17 protein-coding genes are annotated in these 15,954 nt (G+C 63.5%); 5 read left to right on the forward strand and 12 right to left on the reverse strand.

What is annotated here, in order from left to right:
• The first annotated feature begins 49 nt into the window (after positions 1 to 49).
• The 3 genes from PMM47T1_RS03560 to PMM47T1_RS03570 all read left to right on the forward strand — a co-directional run bounded on the left by PMM47T1_RS03560 (position 50) and on the right by PMM47T1_RS03570 (position 3,768).
• Positions 50 to 727 carry a response regulator gene (locus PMM47T1_RS03560; protein WP_008365854.1) on the forward strand — a complete coding sequence of 226 codons (678 nt, stop codon included), beginning with the start codon at positions 50 to 52 and terminating at the stop codon, positions 725 to 727.
• A complete protein-coding gene (locus tag PMM47T1_RS03565) occupies positions 724 to 2,070 on the forward strand; it encodes an ATP-binding protein (protein WP_008365856.1) in 1,347 nt (448 codons plus the stop codon). Before PMM47T1_RS03560 ends, PMM47T1_RS03565 begins: the two co-directional genes overlap by 4 nt.
• Before the next feature lie 381 nt (positions 2,071 to 2,451).
• Positions 2,452 to 3,768 carry a dicarboxylate/amino acid:cation symporter gene (locus PMM47T1_RS03570; RefSeq protein ID WP_008365858.1) on the forward strand — a complete coding sequence of 439 codons (1,317 nt, stop codon included), beginning with the start codon at positions 2,452 to 2,454 and terminating at the stop codon, positions 3,766 to 3,768.
• 69 nt (positions 3,769 to 3,837) lie between these two features.
• Here PMM47T1_RS03570 and PMM47T1_RS03575 read toward each other — a convergent pair whose 3' ends face one another.
• Together PMM47T1_RS03575 and PMM47T1_RS03580 are read right to left on the reverse strand one after the other, a co-directional pair.
• Positions 3,838 to 4,332: a SprT family zinc-dependent metalloprotease gene (locus PMM47T1_RS03575; protein WP_008365860.1), complete on the reverse strand. Its 495-nt coding sequence runs from the start codon at positions 4,330 to 4,332 to the stop codon at positions 3,838 to 3,840.
• 83 nt (positions 4,333 to 4,415) lie between these two features.
• Positions 4,416 to 5,015, reverse strand: a complete 600-nt coding sequence (locus PMM47T1_RS03580; RefSeq protein WP_008365862.1) for a Yip1 family protein — start codon at positions 5,013 to 5,015, stop codon at positions 4,416 to 4,418.
• 213 nt (positions 5,016 to 5,228) lie between these two features.
• Between PMM47T1_RS03580 and ttcA the strand changes: the two genes are divergently transcribed.
• Positions 5,229 to 6,053: a tRNA 2-thiocytidine(32) synthetase TtcA gene (gene ttcA, locus PMM47T1_RS03585; protein WP_008365863.1), complete on the forward strand. Its 825-nt coding sequence runs from the start codon at positions 5,229 to 5,231 to the stop codon at positions 6,051 to 6,053.
• A gap of 140 nt (positions 6,054 to 6,193) precedes the next feature.
• Here ttcA and PMM47T1_RS03590 read toward each other — a convergent pair whose 3' ends face one another.
• The 5 genes from PMM47T1_RS03590 to arsC are packed head-to-tail and all read right to left on the reverse strand — an operon-like array spanning position 6,194 to position 9,079.
• Positions 6,194 to 7,027 carry a hypothetical protein gene (locus PMM47T1_RS03590; protein WP_008365864.1) on the reverse strand — a complete coding sequence of 278 codons (834 nt, stop codon included), beginning with the start codon at positions 7,025 to 7,027 and terminating at the stop codon, positions 6,194 to 6,196.
• Positions 7,028 to 7,042: 15 nt separating this feature from the next.
• Entirely contained in the window at positions 7,043 to 7,714 is a 672-nt protein-coding gene (locus PMM47T1_RS03595; RefSeq protein ID WP_008365866.1) for a DNA-3-methyladenine glycosylase I, read from the reverse strand.
• Complete coding sequence (locus PMM47T1_RS03600) at positions 7,715 to 8,131, reverse strand: DUF2069 domain-containing protein (RefSeq protein WP_008365868.1); 417 nt, start codon at positions 8,129 to 8,131, stop codon at positions 7,715 to 7,717.
• Positions 8,124 to 8,729 (reverse strand): NAD(P)H:quinone oxidoreductase, encoded by a 606-nt coding sequence (gene wrbA / locus PMM47T1_RS03605; RefSeq protein ID WP_008365870.1) that lies wholly within the window; start codon positions 8,727 to 8,729, stop codon positions 8,124 to 8,126. Before wrbA ends, PMM47T1_RS03600 begins: the two co-directional genes overlap by 8 nt.
• Positions 8,726 to 9,079 carry an arsenate reductase (glutaredoxin) gene (gene arsC, locus PMM47T1_RS03610; RefSeq protein ID WP_008365871.1) on the reverse strand — a complete coding sequence of 118 codons (354 nt, stop codon included), beginning with the start codon at positions 9,077 to 9,079 and terminating at the stop codon, positions 8,726 to 8,728. Before arsC ends, wrbA begins: the two co-directional genes overlap by 4 nt.
• Positions 9,080 to 9,151: 72 nt before the next feature.
• Between arsC and PMM47T1_RS03615 the strand changes: the two genes are divergently transcribed.
• Positions 9,152 to 9,607, forward strand: coding sequence for a TlpA disulfide reductase family protein (locus PMM47T1_RS03615; protein WP_008365873.1), 456 nt, complete (start codon positions 9,152 to 9,154; stop codon positions 9,605 to 9,607).
• Between the two features lie 110 nt (positions 9,608 to 9,717).
• On the opposite strand, the gene PMM47T1_RS03620 is transcribed toward PMM47T1_RS03615, so the two are convergent.
• From PMM47T1_RS03620 to PMM47T1_RS03640, 5 genes are all read right to left on the reverse strand, one after another.
• Positions 9,718 to 10,119: an META domain-containing protein gene (locus tag PMM47T1_RS03620; RefSeq protein WP_008365876.1), complete on the reverse strand. Its 402-nt coding sequence runs from the start codon at positions 10,117 to 10,119 to the stop codon at positions 9,718 to 9,720.
• The gene (locus PMM47T1_RS03625; protein WP_008365877.1) at positions 10,116 to 10,553 is read right to left on the reverse strand and encodes a hypothetical protein; all 438 of its coding nucleotides are present in this window, start codon (positions 10,551 to 10,553) and stop codon (positions 10,116 to 10,118) included. The genes PMM47T1_RS03620 and PMM47T1_RS03625 overlap by 4 nt, the downstream gene beginning before the upstream one ends.
• A gap of 42 nt (positions 10,554 to 10,595) precedes the next feature.
• Complete coding sequence (locus PMM47T1_RS03630; protein ID WP_008365879.1) at positions 10,596 to 11,585, reverse strand: 2-hydroxyacid dehydrogenase; 990 nt, start codon at positions 11,583 to 11,585, stop codon at positions 10,596 to 10,598.
• 128 nt (positions 11,586 to 11,713) lie between these two features.
• Entirely contained in the window at positions 11,714 to 14,464 is a 2,751-nt protein-coding gene (locus PMM47T1_RS03635) for a response regulator (RefSeq protein WP_043300657.1), read from the reverse strand.
• Between the two features lie 338 nt (positions 14,465 to 14,802).
• Positions 14,803 to 15,843 carry an SDR family oxidoreductase gene (locus PMM47T1_RS03640; RefSeq protein ID WP_008365882.1) on the reverse strand — a complete coding sequence of 347 codons (1,041 nt, stop codon included), beginning with the start codon at positions 15,841 to 15,843 and terminating at the stop codon, positions 14,803 to 14,805.
• Positions 15,844 to 15,954: the final 111 nt, after the last annotated feature.

Genomic DNA, 15,954 nt, shown 5'->3' on the forward strand with positions numbered 1-15,954 from the left:
ATGAGGAAATTCGGCGTCCCGCATGGCAGGGCACCGCTCGGGGAGCACTATGAAACTGCTGGTGGTAGAAGATGAGGCGCTGTTGCGGCACCACTTGTTTACCCGCTTGACCGAAAGTGGCCATGTGGTTGAGGCGGTGGCCAACGCCGAGGAAGCCTTGTATCAGGCCTCGCAGTACAATCACGACCTGGCGGTGGTAGACCTGGGCCTGCCGGGCATGGGCGGCCTGGACCTGATCCGGCGCCTGCGGGCCGAGGGCAAGTCGTTCCCTATCCTGATCCTGACCGCGCGCGGCAACTGGCAGGACAAAGTGGAAGGGCTGGCCACCGGTGCCGACGACTATGTGGTAAAACCTTTTCAGTTCGAAGAGCTGGAAGCGCGCCTCAATGCCTTGCTGCGCCGCTCCAGTGGTTTCATCCAGTCGACCATCGTGGCTGGCCCCCTGCTGCTGGACCTCAACCGCAAGCAGGCGAGCCTGGACGAGCAGCCGCTGGCCCTGACCGCCTACGAATACCGCATTCTTGAATACCTGATGCGTCATCACCAGCAGGTGGTGGCCAAGGACCGCCTGATGGAACAGCTGTACCCGGACGACGACGAGCGCGATCCGAACGTCATCGAAGTGCTGGTAGGCCGCCTGCGCCGCAAGCTTGAGGGCACCAATGGCTTCAAGCCGATCGAGACCGTGCGCGGCCTCGGCTACCTGTTCACTGAGCGGTGTAAATGATTCGATCGCTGCGCGTACGGTTGATGCTGGCCGCCTTTATCCTGGCGGTGCTGTTCATGCTCGGCCTGTTGCCAGCGTTGCAAAGTACCTTCAGCCTGGCGCTGCGCGAATCCATCGAGCAGCGCCTGGCGTCTGACGTGACCACGCTGATTTCCGCCGCTCGGGTGGAGAACGGCAAGCTGCAGATGCCCGACCTGCTGCCGGACGAGCGCTTCAACCTGCCCGACAGCCGCCTGCTGGGCTACATCTACAACCGCCAGGGCGACCTGGTGTGGCGCTCCCGGGCCACCACCGAGCAAAGCATCAACTACACCCCGCGCTACGATGGCTTGGGTGCGCAGTTCGCGCACATCCACGAGGCCAATGGCGAGGAGTATTTCGTCTACGACGTGGAGGTAAAGCTGCTGGGCGGCAAGAGCGCGGCCTATAGCATCGTGGCCCTGCAGCCGGTACGCGAGTACAAGGCCATCCTCTCCGGGCTGCGGGAGAAACTGTTCCTGGGCTTCGGTGCCGCGCTAATGGCCTTGCTGGTGTTGCTGTGGGCCGGCCTCACCTGGGGCCTGCGTGCCTTGCGCCAGTTGAGTTCGGAGTTGGACGAGATCGAGTCTGGCGAGCGTGAGAGCCTCAGCGAAACCCACCCCCGCGAACTGCTGCGCCTGACCGGCTCGCTGAACCGTCTGCTGAGCAGCGAGCGCGAACAGCGCGGCCGTTACCGCGACTCCCTGGGCGACCTGGCCCACAGCCTGAAAACCCCGCTGGCGGTGTTGCAGGGCGTCAGCGAGACCATCGCCCAGCGCCCGGAAAACCTTGAGCAGGCGCGCATCCTGCAAAGCCAGATCGAGCGCATGAGCCAGCAGATCGGCTACCAGTTGCAACGCGCCAGCCTGCGCAAGAGCGGCTTGGTGCGCCACCAGGTGTTGCTCAAGCCGCTGCTGGACAGCCTGTTCAGCACCCTGCAGAAGGTGTACCGCGACAAGCGCGTGCACATCGTGTGCAACCTCCCGGACCTGGCCCAGGTGCCGATGGAAGAGGCGGCCTTGCTGGAGATGCTCGGCAACCTGCTGGAGAACGCCTACCGCTTGTGCCTGGGCGAGGTGAAAGTAAGCCTGGCGTTTGACGAGTTCGGCACCCAGCTCAGCATCGAGGATGACGGCCCTGGCGTGCCGGAAAGCCAGAGGGCGCGCATCCTGCAACGCGGCGAGCGGCTGGACCGGCAGAACCCGGGGCAGGGCATTGGCCTGGCAGTGGTCAAGGACATCATCGAAAGCTATGACGCCCAGCTCATCCTGGATGACTCGCCCCTGGGCGGCGCGGCCTTCCGGGTGCGCTTCAAACCCTTCTGATTTGCGCTATACCTCAACTACGCGGTGGTTGTGCGAGCTGGCTTGCCCGCGAACTGTTCGCCCCCCCAAAAACTCGCTGGCAAGCCGGCTCCCACAGTGTTTGTGCGCGGCGGATATCCGCCACGTGGCGGAAGTTGATCGGCGTAAATGGCGGATATCCGCCATGCAAGTTTTCCCATGGTGGCTAACATGATGGCACCCAACCCCAAAATCATTGATCATTAGCCAAAGCAGGCGTTCTGGCACGCCCCTTGCGATACACGTGCAAGGTCTGCCACGCGCAGCTCGACAATAAATCCCTCCAGTACAGGAGGGTTCGTGCTTTAGGTGTCGTGTGCATCAGGGAAATGGATGCCAGGCGATGCACTTGAGGAACTTGTAATGACGACTCGTCAGCCACTGTACAAATCGCTCTACTTCCAGGTGATCGTCGCGATCATCATCGGTATCGCGTTGGGGCACTTCTACCCTGACACCGCGGTAACCCTCAAGCCTCTGGGCGACGGGTTCATCAAACTGATCAAAATGGTCATCGCCCCCATCATCTTCTGCACCGTGGTCAGCGGCATCGCCGGCATGGAAAGCATGAAGGCCGTGGGCAAGACCGGTGGCTATGCGCTGCTGTACTTTGAAGTGGTGTCCACCATTGCGCTGCTGATCGGCCTGGTTGTGGTCAACGTGGTTGGCCCGGGCAACGGCATGCACATCGACCCTGCCAGCCTGGACGCCTCCAAGGTCGCCAGCTACGTTGCCGCCGGTAAAGACCAGAGCATCATTGCGTTCTTCATGAACATTATCCCCAACACCATTGTGGGTGCCTTCGCCACTGGCGACATCCTGCAAGTGTTGATGTTTGCCGTACTGTTCGGTTTTGCCCTGCACCGCCTGGGCGCCTACGGCAAGCCGCTGCTGGACCTGATTGATCGCTTCGCGCACGTCATGTTCAACATCATCAACATGATCATGAAGCTGGCGCCACTGGGTGCCCTGGGTGCCATGGCCTTCACCATCGGTGCGTATGGCGTGAGCTCGCTGGTGCAACTGGGCCAGTTGATGATTTGCTTCTACATCACCTGCATCCTGTTCGTGCTGCTGGTGCTGGGCTCGATCGCCCGTGCCCACGGTTTCAGCATCCTCAAGCTGGTGCGCTACATTCGTGAAGAGCTGCTGATTGTTCTGGGTACTTCTTCCTCGGAATCGGCCCTGCCACGCATGCTGGTGAAAATGGAGCGTCTGGGCGCGCAGAAGTCGGTAGTAGGCCTGGTGATTCCAACCGGTTACTCGTTCAACCTGGACGGTACCGCGATCTACCTGACCATGGCGGCGGTATTCATCGCCCAAGCCACCGACACCCACATGGACCTGTTCCACCAGATCACCCTGCTGGCCGTACTGCTGATCTCTTCCAAGGGTGCAGCCGGCGTGACCGGTAGCGGCTTCATCGTGCTGGCCGCCACCCTGTCGGCCGTTGGCCACCTGCCGGTGGCGGGCCTGGCGCTGATCCTGGGTATCGACCGCTTCATGTCCGAAGCCCGCGCGCTGACCAACCTGGTCGGCAACGCCGTGGCTACCCTGGTGGTAGCCAAGTGGGTGGGTGAGCTGGACGAAGACACCATGAAGGCGCAACTGGCCGCCGGGCCTACCGCCATCGAAGTGGCGCAAGCCCATGAAACGGTGGTGGCAGACGCCCCGCGCTAAGCGCTGATGCAACACCAAAAACCCATCTTCGGATGGGTTTTTTTATGGGATAGCAGCCATCATGCTGGCTTACTCCACCCGGGTTTCTCCGGTATACACCAGCGTATGCCGGCACCGCCGGCACAGGTAGCGCCGCCCCTGGCGTACCAGGCTGTGGCGTTGGGCGCTGAAGGGGAAGTCGCTGTCGGCGCACGGGCAGCGGTAAATGTAGCGCATTACCCGGCGGCGCTTGACCTCGTAGGTGTGGCAGCGGTTGGGCGGCAGTTCGTACACGCCCCTCATGATCAACTGCCACTCCTCGCCATGGGGCGCGATGCGGTCGCCGAACAGTTGGTGGGCTACCAGGTGGGCCACCTCGTGAGGCACGGTCTGGCGGAGGAAATCTTCGCTGTTGTCGCGGTACAACTGCGGGTTGAAGCGCAGCAGGTTTTCATGCAGGTGCGCGACACCGGCCTTCTGCCCGCGCAGCTTGAAGCTGACCTGGGGGCGGACGAAGGTGCGTTTGAAGAAGGCTTCGGCTTGTTGGAAACAGGATTCGACGCGGGTATTGAGTAACTCGGGCATGCTAGACGACACTCCATATGTGCCGATTATGCCGCAACCACACGGGCATGCCGAGCCGCCTGTCGCCAGGCGGCGCGCCAGGGTCAGTTAGTGTAGACGGGGCCTACGCCCAGTCCCCAGATGATCACCGTGAACGCCATGATGGCCACCAGCACCACCAGGCCCACCGCCAGCACCGAGCTTGAGAACAGGAAGCCCTCATCCGGATCGATGTTCATGAAGGTGGGCAGGCCCACGTACAACAAGTACACGGTGTAGCAGATGGCCGCGGTGCCCAGCACCATCCCCAGCCACAAGTGCGGATACAGCGCCGCCAGGCCGCCAATGAACAATGGGGTGGCGGTGTAGGTGGCAAAGGCGATGCAGCGGGCCAGGCTGGGGCTGGCGTCGTAGGTGCGGGCCATCCAGTGAATGAAGGCGCCCATCACCGCCACCCCGCCCAGCATGGCGACGTACGACATGATGGTCATCCACACGGCGCTTTCCAGGGTGAGCATCACCGGTGCCCGGGTGCCGATCACCCAGCCTACCTGTGTTGTGCCAATAAACGCCGATATGGGCGGTATTGCCGCCAATATGAGGGTATGGGTGAAGTACATGTGGCCGATGGTTTCTTCTTCGCCACGTATCTGGTGCCATTCTTGATCGGGATGGGTGAACAACCCCACGACGTGATGGATCATGCCAGTCACTCCTGCGGTGATTACAGCTTCACACGGGAGTATAGGGGGCAGATTCCGGCAGTTTTAGAGCAAATCGCGCTCTAATGGCCCCTTGTAAGCACTTTGCAGTATTTACCCGCCGGTGGGTGCCAGTTGACCAGATACCGTACCCGTGCGCCGGCTTTACAGGTAAAATGCCCGGCTTTTCGTCTCACCACGCGGATTTCAAGCGCCATGGGCACCCTTTCGGTCAACCAGAACAAACTGCAGAAACGCCTTCGTCGGCTGGCCGGGGAGGCCGTCGCCGACTACAACATGATCGAGGACGGTGACAAGGTCATGGTCTGCCTGTCGGGCGGCAAGGACAGCTACACCATGCTCGACGTGCTGATGCACCTGCAGAAGGTGGCGCCGATCAAGTTCAGCATCGTGGCCGTGAACATGGACCAGAAGCAGCCAGGCTTCCCCGAGCACGTGCTGCCGGCCTACCTGAAAGCGTTGGGCGTGGAGTACCACATCGTCGAGAAAGACACCTATTCGGTGGTCAAGGAATTGATCCCGGAAGGCAAGACCACGTGCTCGCTGTGCTCGCGCCTGCGCCGTGGCACGCTGTACACCTTCGCCGACGAAATCGGCGCCACCAAGATGGCCCTGGGGCACCACCGCGACGACATCGTCGAGACGTTCTTCCTGAACATGTTCTTCAACGGCAGCATCAAGGCCATGCCGCCCAAGCTGCGCGCCGACGACGGCCGCAACGTGGTGATTCGCCCGCTGGCCTACTGCAACGAGAAGGACATCCAGGCCTATTCGGACCTCAAGCAGTTCCCGATCATCCCGTGCAACCTGTGTGGCTCGCAGGAAAACCTGCAACGCCAGGTGGTCAAGGACATGCTGGTGGACTGGGAGCGCAAGCACCCGGGGCGTACCGACAGTATCTTCCGCGGCTTGCAGAACGTGGTGCCGTCGCAACTGGCTGACCGCAACCTCTTTGACTTCGTCAACCTGGCGATTGATGAGTCGGCGCCTTCGCGCGTGCTCAACGTTCTCAACCTCTGATCCAGCGCCAGTTCCCCACCCCTAGTAGGCGCGGCCGCCAGGCTGCGCAAAGGTCCGCAGGACCTTCTGCGGGGGCATGCCGGTACCGGGCCTGCGGTGCGCCTTCGCAGCCTGATGGCGGCCCCTGCGAAGGTTGGTTGTTACTCGGCCTTTAGCTCGATCACCCGATCCCGGCCGCCCTCGGCCAGCAGGTAGGTGTTGTCGCCACTGGGCAGCAATTCCTGCGGCGCGCGCAGGTGCGACAGGATTACCTGCAACTTGCCATCCGGCGTGCGCAGCCACAGCCGTGCCAGGTGCGTCTGGTCTTCGACGATCCACAGCCCGCGCTTGTCGCACAGGATGAAGGTGGGGTTGGTGATGCCGTCCACGTACACCGGGTCTTTGCCTGACTCATCGAACTGACGAATCACGCCTTCCTTCTTCACCGTGTACAGCAGCTTGCCGCCCGGGCAGATTTCCACCGATTCGGTTTCCGACAGGTTGTCGCGCAGCACCGTCAGCGAGCCGTCGGTAGCGTCATAGCGCATCAACCGGCCGTGGTCGTGGCGGTCTTCGATGGCATACAGCTTATTGCCGTCAGGTTTGAGGCCCTGCACGTCGGTGCCCATGAACAGCGGGGTCAGCTTGCCGTCCTTGAGCAGTTGCACCGGCTTGTTTTCCCATTCCTGGCTGAAGGCATGGCCGCCCAGGTAGGGCGCCATGCCGTCGGGCTTGCTCAGGTTATCGAGCAGGGTGGTGCGGGTGCCGTCGGGGGCAATGCTGAGCAGGCGGCCCTTGTCATTGCGCAGCTCTTCGGTGACCAGCACGTTGGGGCCATCAAAGCCCAGGGCGGCCGCCTTCTTGACGTTGTCGTAGACCCGCCGCGTGCTCCAGCCATCCGCCGCCTGCACCGGCCAGAAGTGTTGCCAGGCCAGGAAGCCGAACCCGCACACAACGGGCACGCCCGCCCACAGCCACAGCGATTTGAGTTTCATGAGCATTCCATGCGGTTAGTGATTGACGGTGTAGGCCAGCATCGCCGACAGCTGGCACAGGGGCCGTCCGCTCTCGGCCTGCCACTGGTTGAACACTTCCTGCACCTTGGCCTGGTCGCGCTTGCTGCTGGGCACCTTGTCGACGATGCCCTGGGCATTGAGCGCGGCCACCACGTCCCAGGTAGGGATGAAGGTGTCCTTGCCCACCATGCGCAGGAACCGTGGCGCCGACAGGCCGCCCAGCTGGTTGCCATGCTTGGCCAGGTACTGCCACAGGCCGACGATGTCGGTCACTGGCCAGTCGGCGATGAAGGCGCCGAAGCTTTGGTGTTCGTGCTCGATGTCCAGCATCATCTGCGCATTGCGAGGTACGCTCTTGAGCTTGCCCAGGTGGCGAATGATGCGGGTGTCCTGCATCAGGCGTTCCAGGTGCTCGGCACCCATCAACACCACTTTTTCCGGGTCGAAGCCGAAGAACACCTGCTCGAAGGCCGGCCATTTGGCGTCTACCAGGCTGTGCTTGAGGCCGGCGCGAAACACGCGCAGGGCCAGGGTGGACAGGTAGCGATCAGCGGGGATATTGCGCAGTTGTGCCGGGGTTTTCGCATCGGGAAGGTGGTCTTCCAGCGCCTTGGCCCCGCCGAAGCGGTTAAGGCAGTATTCGTTCAGCCACTTGTAATCCTGCATTCACGCCAGGCCCTCTCCGGCCAGTTTCCGATTCAATTGAAAGCGCCAGCGCACGTACAGCAGGGCACTGGTGAACACTGCCAGGCTGGCGGCCATTTCCAGCAGGCCGAACAGATGACGGTTGGGGTCGTAGGCGGCCAAGGCGCCCTTGATGAAGTACAGGTTGACCGCAAAGCACGTCCAGGAGTGCCCGCGTGGGCTGCCCAGCAGCATGCCTGGGGTGAGCAGCAACAGCGGCACCAGTTCGATCAGTAAAATCACCCAGGGGCGCGCGCCGTGCAGGTCGGCGACCAACAGGTAATACACGCACAGCAGCGCCATGAAGGCGAAAAAGCACCCAAGGCTCAACCAGCGCGCCAGGCGCACCCGGGGTTGCAGCCATTCGGCGCTGGGCAGCACCTTGGGGCGTTTAGCCACGCGGTAGCTCCAGTTGCTGCGCGATGTTGCCCAAGCGTTGGCCCAAGGCGCGGCACAGGGTGATTTCGTGCTCGTCCAGGGCGCGCTTGCTGTCGGCCCCGGCGTGGTGGCTGGCGCCGTAGGGCGTGCCGCCGCCACGGGTGTCCAGCAGCGCCGATTCACTGTAGGGAATGCCACTGATCAGCATGCCGTGGTGCAGCAACGGCATCATCATCGACAGCAGGGTGGTTTCCTGGCCCCCGTGCAGGCTGGCAGTGGAGGTGAACACCGAGGCCGGCTTGCCCACCAGCGCGCCGCTCAGCCACAGGCTGCTGGTGCCGTCCAGGAAGTACTTGAGCGGCGCCGCCATGTTGCCGTAGCGCGTGGGGCTGCCCATGGCCAGGCCAGCGCAGTTTTTCAGGTCGTCGATGCTGGCGTACGGGGCGCCATGGTCGGGAATGCTAGGGCCGGTGGCCTCGTGGTCGGCAGACACCGGCGGCACGGTGCGCAGGCGCGCCTCGATGCCGCTCAGTTCCACGCCGCGGGCGATGTGCCTGGCCATCTGCGCGGTGGCGCCACTGCGGCTGTAATACAGCACCAGGATGTACGGTTGGGTCACGGCAGAATCTCCAGCACTTTCTCGGGCGGGCGGCCAATGGCGGCCTTGTTGCCGGCGATCAGGATCGGCCGTTCAATCAGTTTCGGGTGTTGCACCATGGCCGCGATCAACTGGTCTTCGCCCAGGGTGGCGTCGGCCAGGTTCAGGGCCTTGTATTCGTCTTCGCCGGTACGCAGCAGGGCGCGGGCGTGAATGCCCAGCTTGGCCAGCACAGCCTTGAGGGCGGCGGCGTCGGGCGGGGTGTCCAGGTAGCGCACCACGGTGGGCTCCAGGCCGCGGGCCTGCAGCAGTTCCAACGCGGCACGGGATTTGGAGCAGCGCGGGTTGTGATAAAGCGTCAGGTCGGTCATTTGCGGTCGCACCTTGGGTGAAGGGGGAGCTATTCTAACCCTGTGGCGGGCACATTTAGGAAGGTAACGATCATGGCATGGCGTGGGGTGGTGTGTCTGGTGCTGGTACTGCTGGCCGGCTGTGGCGCGGACTACGGGGTCGACCAGAACGGCAAGCTGGTCAAGGCGCGGCAATTGGATGACCAATGGCTGGTGGTCAACTACTGGGCGGACTGGTGCGGCCCGTGCCGCAGCGAAATACCGCAGCTCAATGCCTTGGCGGATCAGCTCAAGGGCAAGGGCGTGGCGGTGGTGGGTGTCAATTTTGACGGTTTGCACGGCGACGACCTGAAGAAGGCCGCCCAGGAGCTGGGCATCAGCTTCACGGTGCTGGCCGACGACCCCGGCCCGCGCTTCGACCTGCCGCAGAACGACGCGCTGCCCATCACCTACATCATCGATGCCAAGGGCAAGGTGCGCGAGCAGTTGATTGGCGAGCAGACGGCGGCGGGGATCAGCGAGAAGCTGGCGAAGCTGAAGAATTCCTGAGCCCGAAAGGCTTTTATGGGAGCAGGCTCTGCCCGCGAAGGCCATACGGCGCGCGGTCTGATTCACCGCCGCGCCCTTTTCGCGGGCAGAGCCCGCTCCCACAAACGATATCAGCCCTCGTCAGGCCACAGGCGCAGTGGCTTGCCTTCTTCGGGCCACAGGCGGATCTGGCCTTCCTTGGACACGCTCCAGCGCTGCACGCCGCCCAGGGCCTGCAGGAAGCGCTGTTCCTGTTCCATGGTGGCCGGATCGCAGGCACGGCGAGTGCTGCCTACCGGGCCGAAGGTCAGGTGGTGACGCTTGAGCGTATAGGGCGCGAACCAGTGGTTGCAGCCGGCGTTGCCATAGGCGCGGCCGTCCTCACCCAGGGTCAGGCTGATGTGGCTGTAGTCCATCAACGGACGGTCGCCAATCCACTCCAGCGTGTACGCCTGTTCCTGTTGCAGCTTGGGCCCGGATGCGCAGCCCGTGAGGGTGGCGGCCAGTGCCGCCAGCAGCAGGACGTGTTTCACGGGCGCGGCTCCTGGCATTTGCGGCACAGGTGCTTGTCGCCCACGGTGCTCCAGCCAAGCTCGGCGATGCGCGCCGTGGCCGCTGGCTTCTGCGCCTTGGTGCCCAGCTTGGCGTCAACGGCGAACTCGAACTCAAGGTCCGCGTTGCAGGCGTCGCACTGTACGTGCCACTGGTGAATGGCCAGCTCGCCGAACACCGGCCCGCTGGCCACGGCAACCCATTGGCCGGGCGGGTTGATCAGGTGGCGGACTTTCTCGATGGTCAGGCGCATGGACAAGGTCTTGCTGCCCTTGAGGGTCACCAGCAGAACGTCGTCGTTGTGAATCGAACCACCGTTGCCGGTGACCTGATAACGGCCTGGCGCCAGGGCGCGGCATTCAATCAGGGTGTGGTGCGGGTTGAGCAGGCTGTAGCGAAAATCGTGTTCGACCATGGGTCCTCCAAATCTGCGCGACATGCTAGCACGGCCTATCGACTAAGCCTCGACCAGATTCTGCGGCGAACCACGCCCCCAGTCGGAAATATTCTTCAGGGTGGTGCTGGCGATGGCGGCAAGCGCCTCGCGCGTCAGAAAGGCCTGGTGTGCGGTGATGATCACGTTGGGAAAGGTCAGCAGGCGCGCCAATACGTCATCCTGCAGGGGCAGGTCGGAGCGGTCTTCGAAAAACAGCTGCGCCTCTTCTTCGTACACGTCCAGGCCCAGGTAGCCCAGCTGCCCGGTTTTCAGGGCGTTGATCAGCGCCGGGGTGTCTACCAGCGCGCCACGGCCGGTGTTGATCAGCATGGCGCCGGGTTGCAGCTGCGCCAGGGTACGGGCGTTGATCAGGTGGTGGCTGTCGGCGGTCAGCGGGCAATGCAGGCTGATGACGTGGGCTTGGGCCAGTAGTTCGTCCAGCGGCAAGTAGCGGGCGCCCAGGGCTAGCACGGCATCGTTGGGGTAGGGGTCGTACGCCAGTAACCGGCAGCCGAAGCCGTGCATGATGCGCGCGAAGGCGGCGCCGATCTGCCCAGTGCCGACCACGCCCACGGTCTTGCCCACCAGGTCGAAGCCGGTCAGCCCGTGCAGGGTGAAGTCGCCGTCGCGGGTACGGTTGTAGGCGCGGTGCAGGTGGCGGTTCAGGGCCATGATCAAGGCCACGGCGTGCTCGGCCACCGCATTGGGTGAGTAGGCGGGTACGCGCACCACGTCCAGGCCCAGGCGCTTGGCGGTGGGCAGGTCGACATGGTTGTAGCCGGCCGAGCGCAGGGCAATCAGCCGCGTGCCACCGGCGGCCAGTTGCTTGAGCACTGCTTCACCCAGGTCGTCATTGATGAAGGCGCAGACCACCTCGTGGCCGACGGCCAGGGGCGCAGTGTCAGGCGTCAGGCGCGCAGGCTGGAAGTGCAGGTCGATGTCGAGGTCGCGGGGGATGGCCAGGAAACTGTCCTGATCGTAGTGCTGGCTGCTGAACAGGAGGGTGCGCATGGTCGGGCTTCCTTATAAGTGGCCATCATTGTAGCTGCTGCCAAAGGCTGCGCTGGCCGGTCGGTTCGCTGCAGGTTCGCAGCGAGGCATGGGGCCCGCGCAGCCGGGCGGCAGCGGCTACAAGGCGGTTACACGGCGATGCGGGCGTGCTCGGCCAGGCGCTGGATGGCGGCGTCGAGTTCGTCCAGTGCTTCCTGGGCTTCGCCGTCGTTCTGCTTGAGCAAGGTTTCGCTGCGCTGGCACGCGGCGCGCAGTTGCGGCACGCCGCAGTAGCGGGTGGCGCCGTGCAAGCGGTGCACCCGCTCGATGGTCAGGGTGTGGTCCTGGGCGTCGCGCGCGGCCTTGATGGCCCTGCGTTCGTCCTCCAGCGAGGCCAGCAGCATGGCCAGCATGTCGGCGGCCAGGTCTTCCTTGCCGGCGGCCAGGCGCAGGCCTTCTTCAAGGTCCAGCACGTGCAACACATCGTCCTCGGGCGCCCATTCGCTGCGCTCGGTGGTGCGCGTGCGCAGCACCAGCCCGGTCCATTTCAGCACCACCTGTGCCAACTGCCGGTCGCTGATGGGCTTGGTCAGGTAATCGTCCATGCCGCTTTGCAGCAGCGCGCGCTTTTCGTTGGCCATGGCGTGGGCGGTCAGGGCCACAATGGGCAGCGCCGGACCGGTTTGCGTGGCCTCCCACAAGCGGATCTTCTCGGTGGTTTCGCGGCCGTCCATGCCTGGCATCTGCACGTCCATCAGCACCAGGTCGAAGCGCTCGTCCTGCACCGCCTTGATGGCCGTGGTGCCGCTGTCCACCGCCAGCACTTCGGCGCCCAGGTCTTCCAGCAGGGTTTGCACCAGCAGCAGGTTGGCCGGGTTGTCGTCCACGCACAGCACGCGGGGCGCGCGGTTGCCCAATGGCTCGTGGGTGTCGTTGCGCAAGCGCTTGGGGTTGATCAGGTCGCTCAGGCCACGGCGCAGCTTGCGCGTGCACGCCGGCTTGGCTTGCAACTGGCTGTGCGGGTTGGGCACGGCGGGGTGGAACAGCGCCTGTTCAGTGGTGGGGCAAAGCACCAGCACCTTGCAGGCAAACTGTTCGATGTCGCGCACTTGCTCGGCCAGGCGGTCGGGGCCCACGTCGTAACTGGTAAGGCCCAGCACCGCCAGGTCGAAGGGCTGGCCGGCCAGTTGCGCGGCGCTGGCGCCCCCCGCCAGCTTTTCCACCGAGGCGAAGGTGCTGACGTCCAGGCCCAGGTCTTCCAGTTGATGCTGCAAGGCCTGGCGGGCCAATTCGTGGTGCTCGACGATGGCGATGCGGCGGCCATTGAGGGGCTCGCTGGGCAGGTCTTCGGCATCGTCGCGGGCCTTGGGCAGGCGCAGGCTGATCCAGAACTCCGAGCCTTCGCCAGGGGTGCTGTCCACGCCGATCTCGCCGCCCATCTGCTCGATCAGGCGCTTGGAAATCACCAGCCCCAGGCCGGTGCCGCCCGGCTGGCGCGACAGCGAGTTGTCAGCCTGGCTGAAGGCCTGGAACAGGGTGCGCACGTCGGCATTGGACAGGCCGATGCCGGTGTCCTGCACGCTGATGCGCAACTGCACGCCGTTGTCATTTTCGTCTTCGAGCATGGCGCGGGCGACGATGGTCCCTTCACGGGTGAACTTGATGGCGTTGCTCACCAGGTTGGTGAGGATCTGCTTGAGCCGCAACGGGTCGCCGATCAGCGACAGCGGCGTGTCGCGGTACACCAGGCTCACCAGCTCAAGCTGCTTGGCGTGGGCTGCGGGTGCCAGGATGTTGAGGGTGTCCTGCAATAAGTCGCGCAGGTTGAACGGGATGCTGTCGAGCACCAGCTTGCCGGCCTCGATCTTGGAGAAGTCGAGGATCTCGTTGATGATGCCCAGCAGGCTGTCGGCCGACTTCTCGATGGTGCCCAGGTAGTCCAGCTGACGCGGCGTGAGCTCGCTTTTCTGCAACAGATGGGTAAAGCCCAGGATGCCATTGAGCGGGGTGCGGATCTCGTGGCTCATGTTGGCCAGGAACTCGGACTTGATGCGGCTGGCCTCCAGGGCCTCCTTGCGCGCCAGGTCCAGTTCGATGTTCTGGATCTCGATGGTTTCCAGGTTTTGGCGCACGTCTTCGGTGGCCTGGTCCACGCTGTGCTGCAGTTCTTCCTGCGCGCCCTGCAGGGTCTCGGCCATGCGGTTGATGCCCGCCGCCAGTTCGTCCAGCTCATGGCTGCCCAGGGCCGGCAGCCGGCTTTCCAGGTTGCCGTCCTTGAGTTGCAGCACGGTTTGCTTGATCTGACTGATGGGGCCATTGATGCCGCGGCTCATGCGCATGGCCAGCAGGCCGGTGCCCAGCAAACCGCAGGCAATCAGCATGAGGCTGGCAAACAGGCCGCGGTACACGCGCAGCAACGTGCCGTCGTGGGACAGTTCAAGTTCCACCCAGCCCAGCAGGCGGTCGGCCTCGCTTGGCACCATGTCGCCGGACAGGTCGCGATGATGGCCGAATACTGGCAGCAGGTAGCGCGTAGCGTCGTTGCCGCTGCGTAGCAGCAAGTGGGTACTGTTGCCGATGGGCACCGGGTTGAGCATGCTCGGGCCGGCGTGGGCCAGGGGCTCGCGGTCGGCCGCCAGGAACGACACCGAGCGCACGTCGGCCTGCTCCAGCGCCTGGGCGGCAATGCGTTCGAGCAACGGCGCGTCATTGCGCGCCATGCCATGGGCCACCAGCGGCGCCAACTGCTCGGCGATCATTTGCCCGCGGCGCAGCAACTGGGCTTGCAGTTCGGCCTGCTGCATCCAGCTGAAATAGCCGCCTAGCAGCACGGCCATCAAGGTGGCCGGCAGCAGGGCCAGCAAGAGCACGCGGCCCCTGATCCCGAGTCGTTTCAGCACGCCTGTTTCTCCCGGCCATGGCTTTCGATAATGGGCGCGAACAGCCGCGCGCCACACGGCAAAATACCTTGCCGTGGCCGCGCGTGCATCCGTTAAGGGCGCTTTATGTCGATTTTAAAGCCAGTACTGCACGCCGAACATCAGTGACTGGGCGTTATAGCGGGTGCTGACATCCCCTGCGGGCAGGCCATTGATGTCGCCAAAGTGCGCCGCGCGGGTTTGCAGGTAGCGGTAGTCGACGGAGGCCGACCAGTGGCTGTGAAACGATGCACAAAGCCGGGTTGGGGTGAAATAGGTGCCATTGCTGCAAAACCTCCATCCTGGTTCAGGGGCGGTGCTTAGTCGAGCGTTGAAAGCGGGGCGCCGTTGTCGGCCAGATAGTCGTTGTCGCGGTACCACTTGAGCGTGTCGGCCAGGGTCTGTTCCACCGGCCGGAAGCTGCTGCCCAACTCCCGGGCGCTTTTGTCGTGGCTGAAGTGGGTTCGGCCGCGCTCCTGGGCCATCAACTTGACCGTCGAGGTGCTGATCAGTACCGGCTTGCCAGTGATCAGGTGGTACACCTCGTACACGGAGGCGATCAGTCGCAGCATCGCCAGCGGTACCTTGCGTTGCGGCGCAGCTACGCCGCTGACGCTGGCCAGTGCCTCGAAAATGCTGCCCATGTCCATGTGCCTGCCGGCGGCCAGGTAGCGTTCACCGCTACGGCCTTTCTCGGCGGCGGCGATCAGGTGCAGGGCAACGTCTCGGGCATCGACCACCGAGAAAGTACCTGGCAATACACCGGGCAACTTGCGCTGGACGAAATCGAGCAGGAATTGCCCCGAGGACGTAGGCCCGATGTCGCCGGGGCCGAACATCCAGCCAGGCAGCACCATGCTGATCGACATGTCGGGGTGCTTGCGCAGGAACTCATGCACCACCTGCTCGGAAAGGATCTTGCTGCGGTAGTAGTCATCGGCGCCGTGTTCGGGGCGCGACATGGTCTCGTCGATCAAATCCTCGGGGCCGCCTTGCAGTACGGCAATGGAGGAAACGTGCACGGCCTGGCGCACACCGGCCTTATACGCGGCGGCCAACAGTAGTTCGGTGGCCTTAACGTTAGTGTCGTAGAGAATTTGCCAGTGTTTACCACCCTTGTAACTGTCACGGAAGTACGCGGCGGTGTGCAGCAGGGTGTCACAGCCCTGCAAGTGCTGACTGAATTTTTCCACGTCCAACAAGTTGCCCTGTATCCATTCGACGGGCAGATCGCCGAATTGCTTTCTGGCTTTTTCCACGGATCGCACCAGCGCTTTGACTTTGATGTTGCGCTGCAGAAGTGTATGTACCGTGTTGTTTCCCAATAAGCCGGTTGCACCGGTTACAAATGCACATTCCATTGAAAGACCTGCTTGATAACACGCTTGGGTGGGGAGGACCCAGACCTGTGCCCTGTGCCCTGGGGGCGCCGCCAGGTCCGTGGCTGAAGCGATTAAAGACCAGCTTTTTTT

The organism is Pseudomonas sp. M47T1 (assembly GCF_000263855.1).
GTDB lineage: Bacteria > Pseudomonadota > Gammaproteobacteria > Pseudomonadales > Pseudomonadaceae > Aquipseudomonas.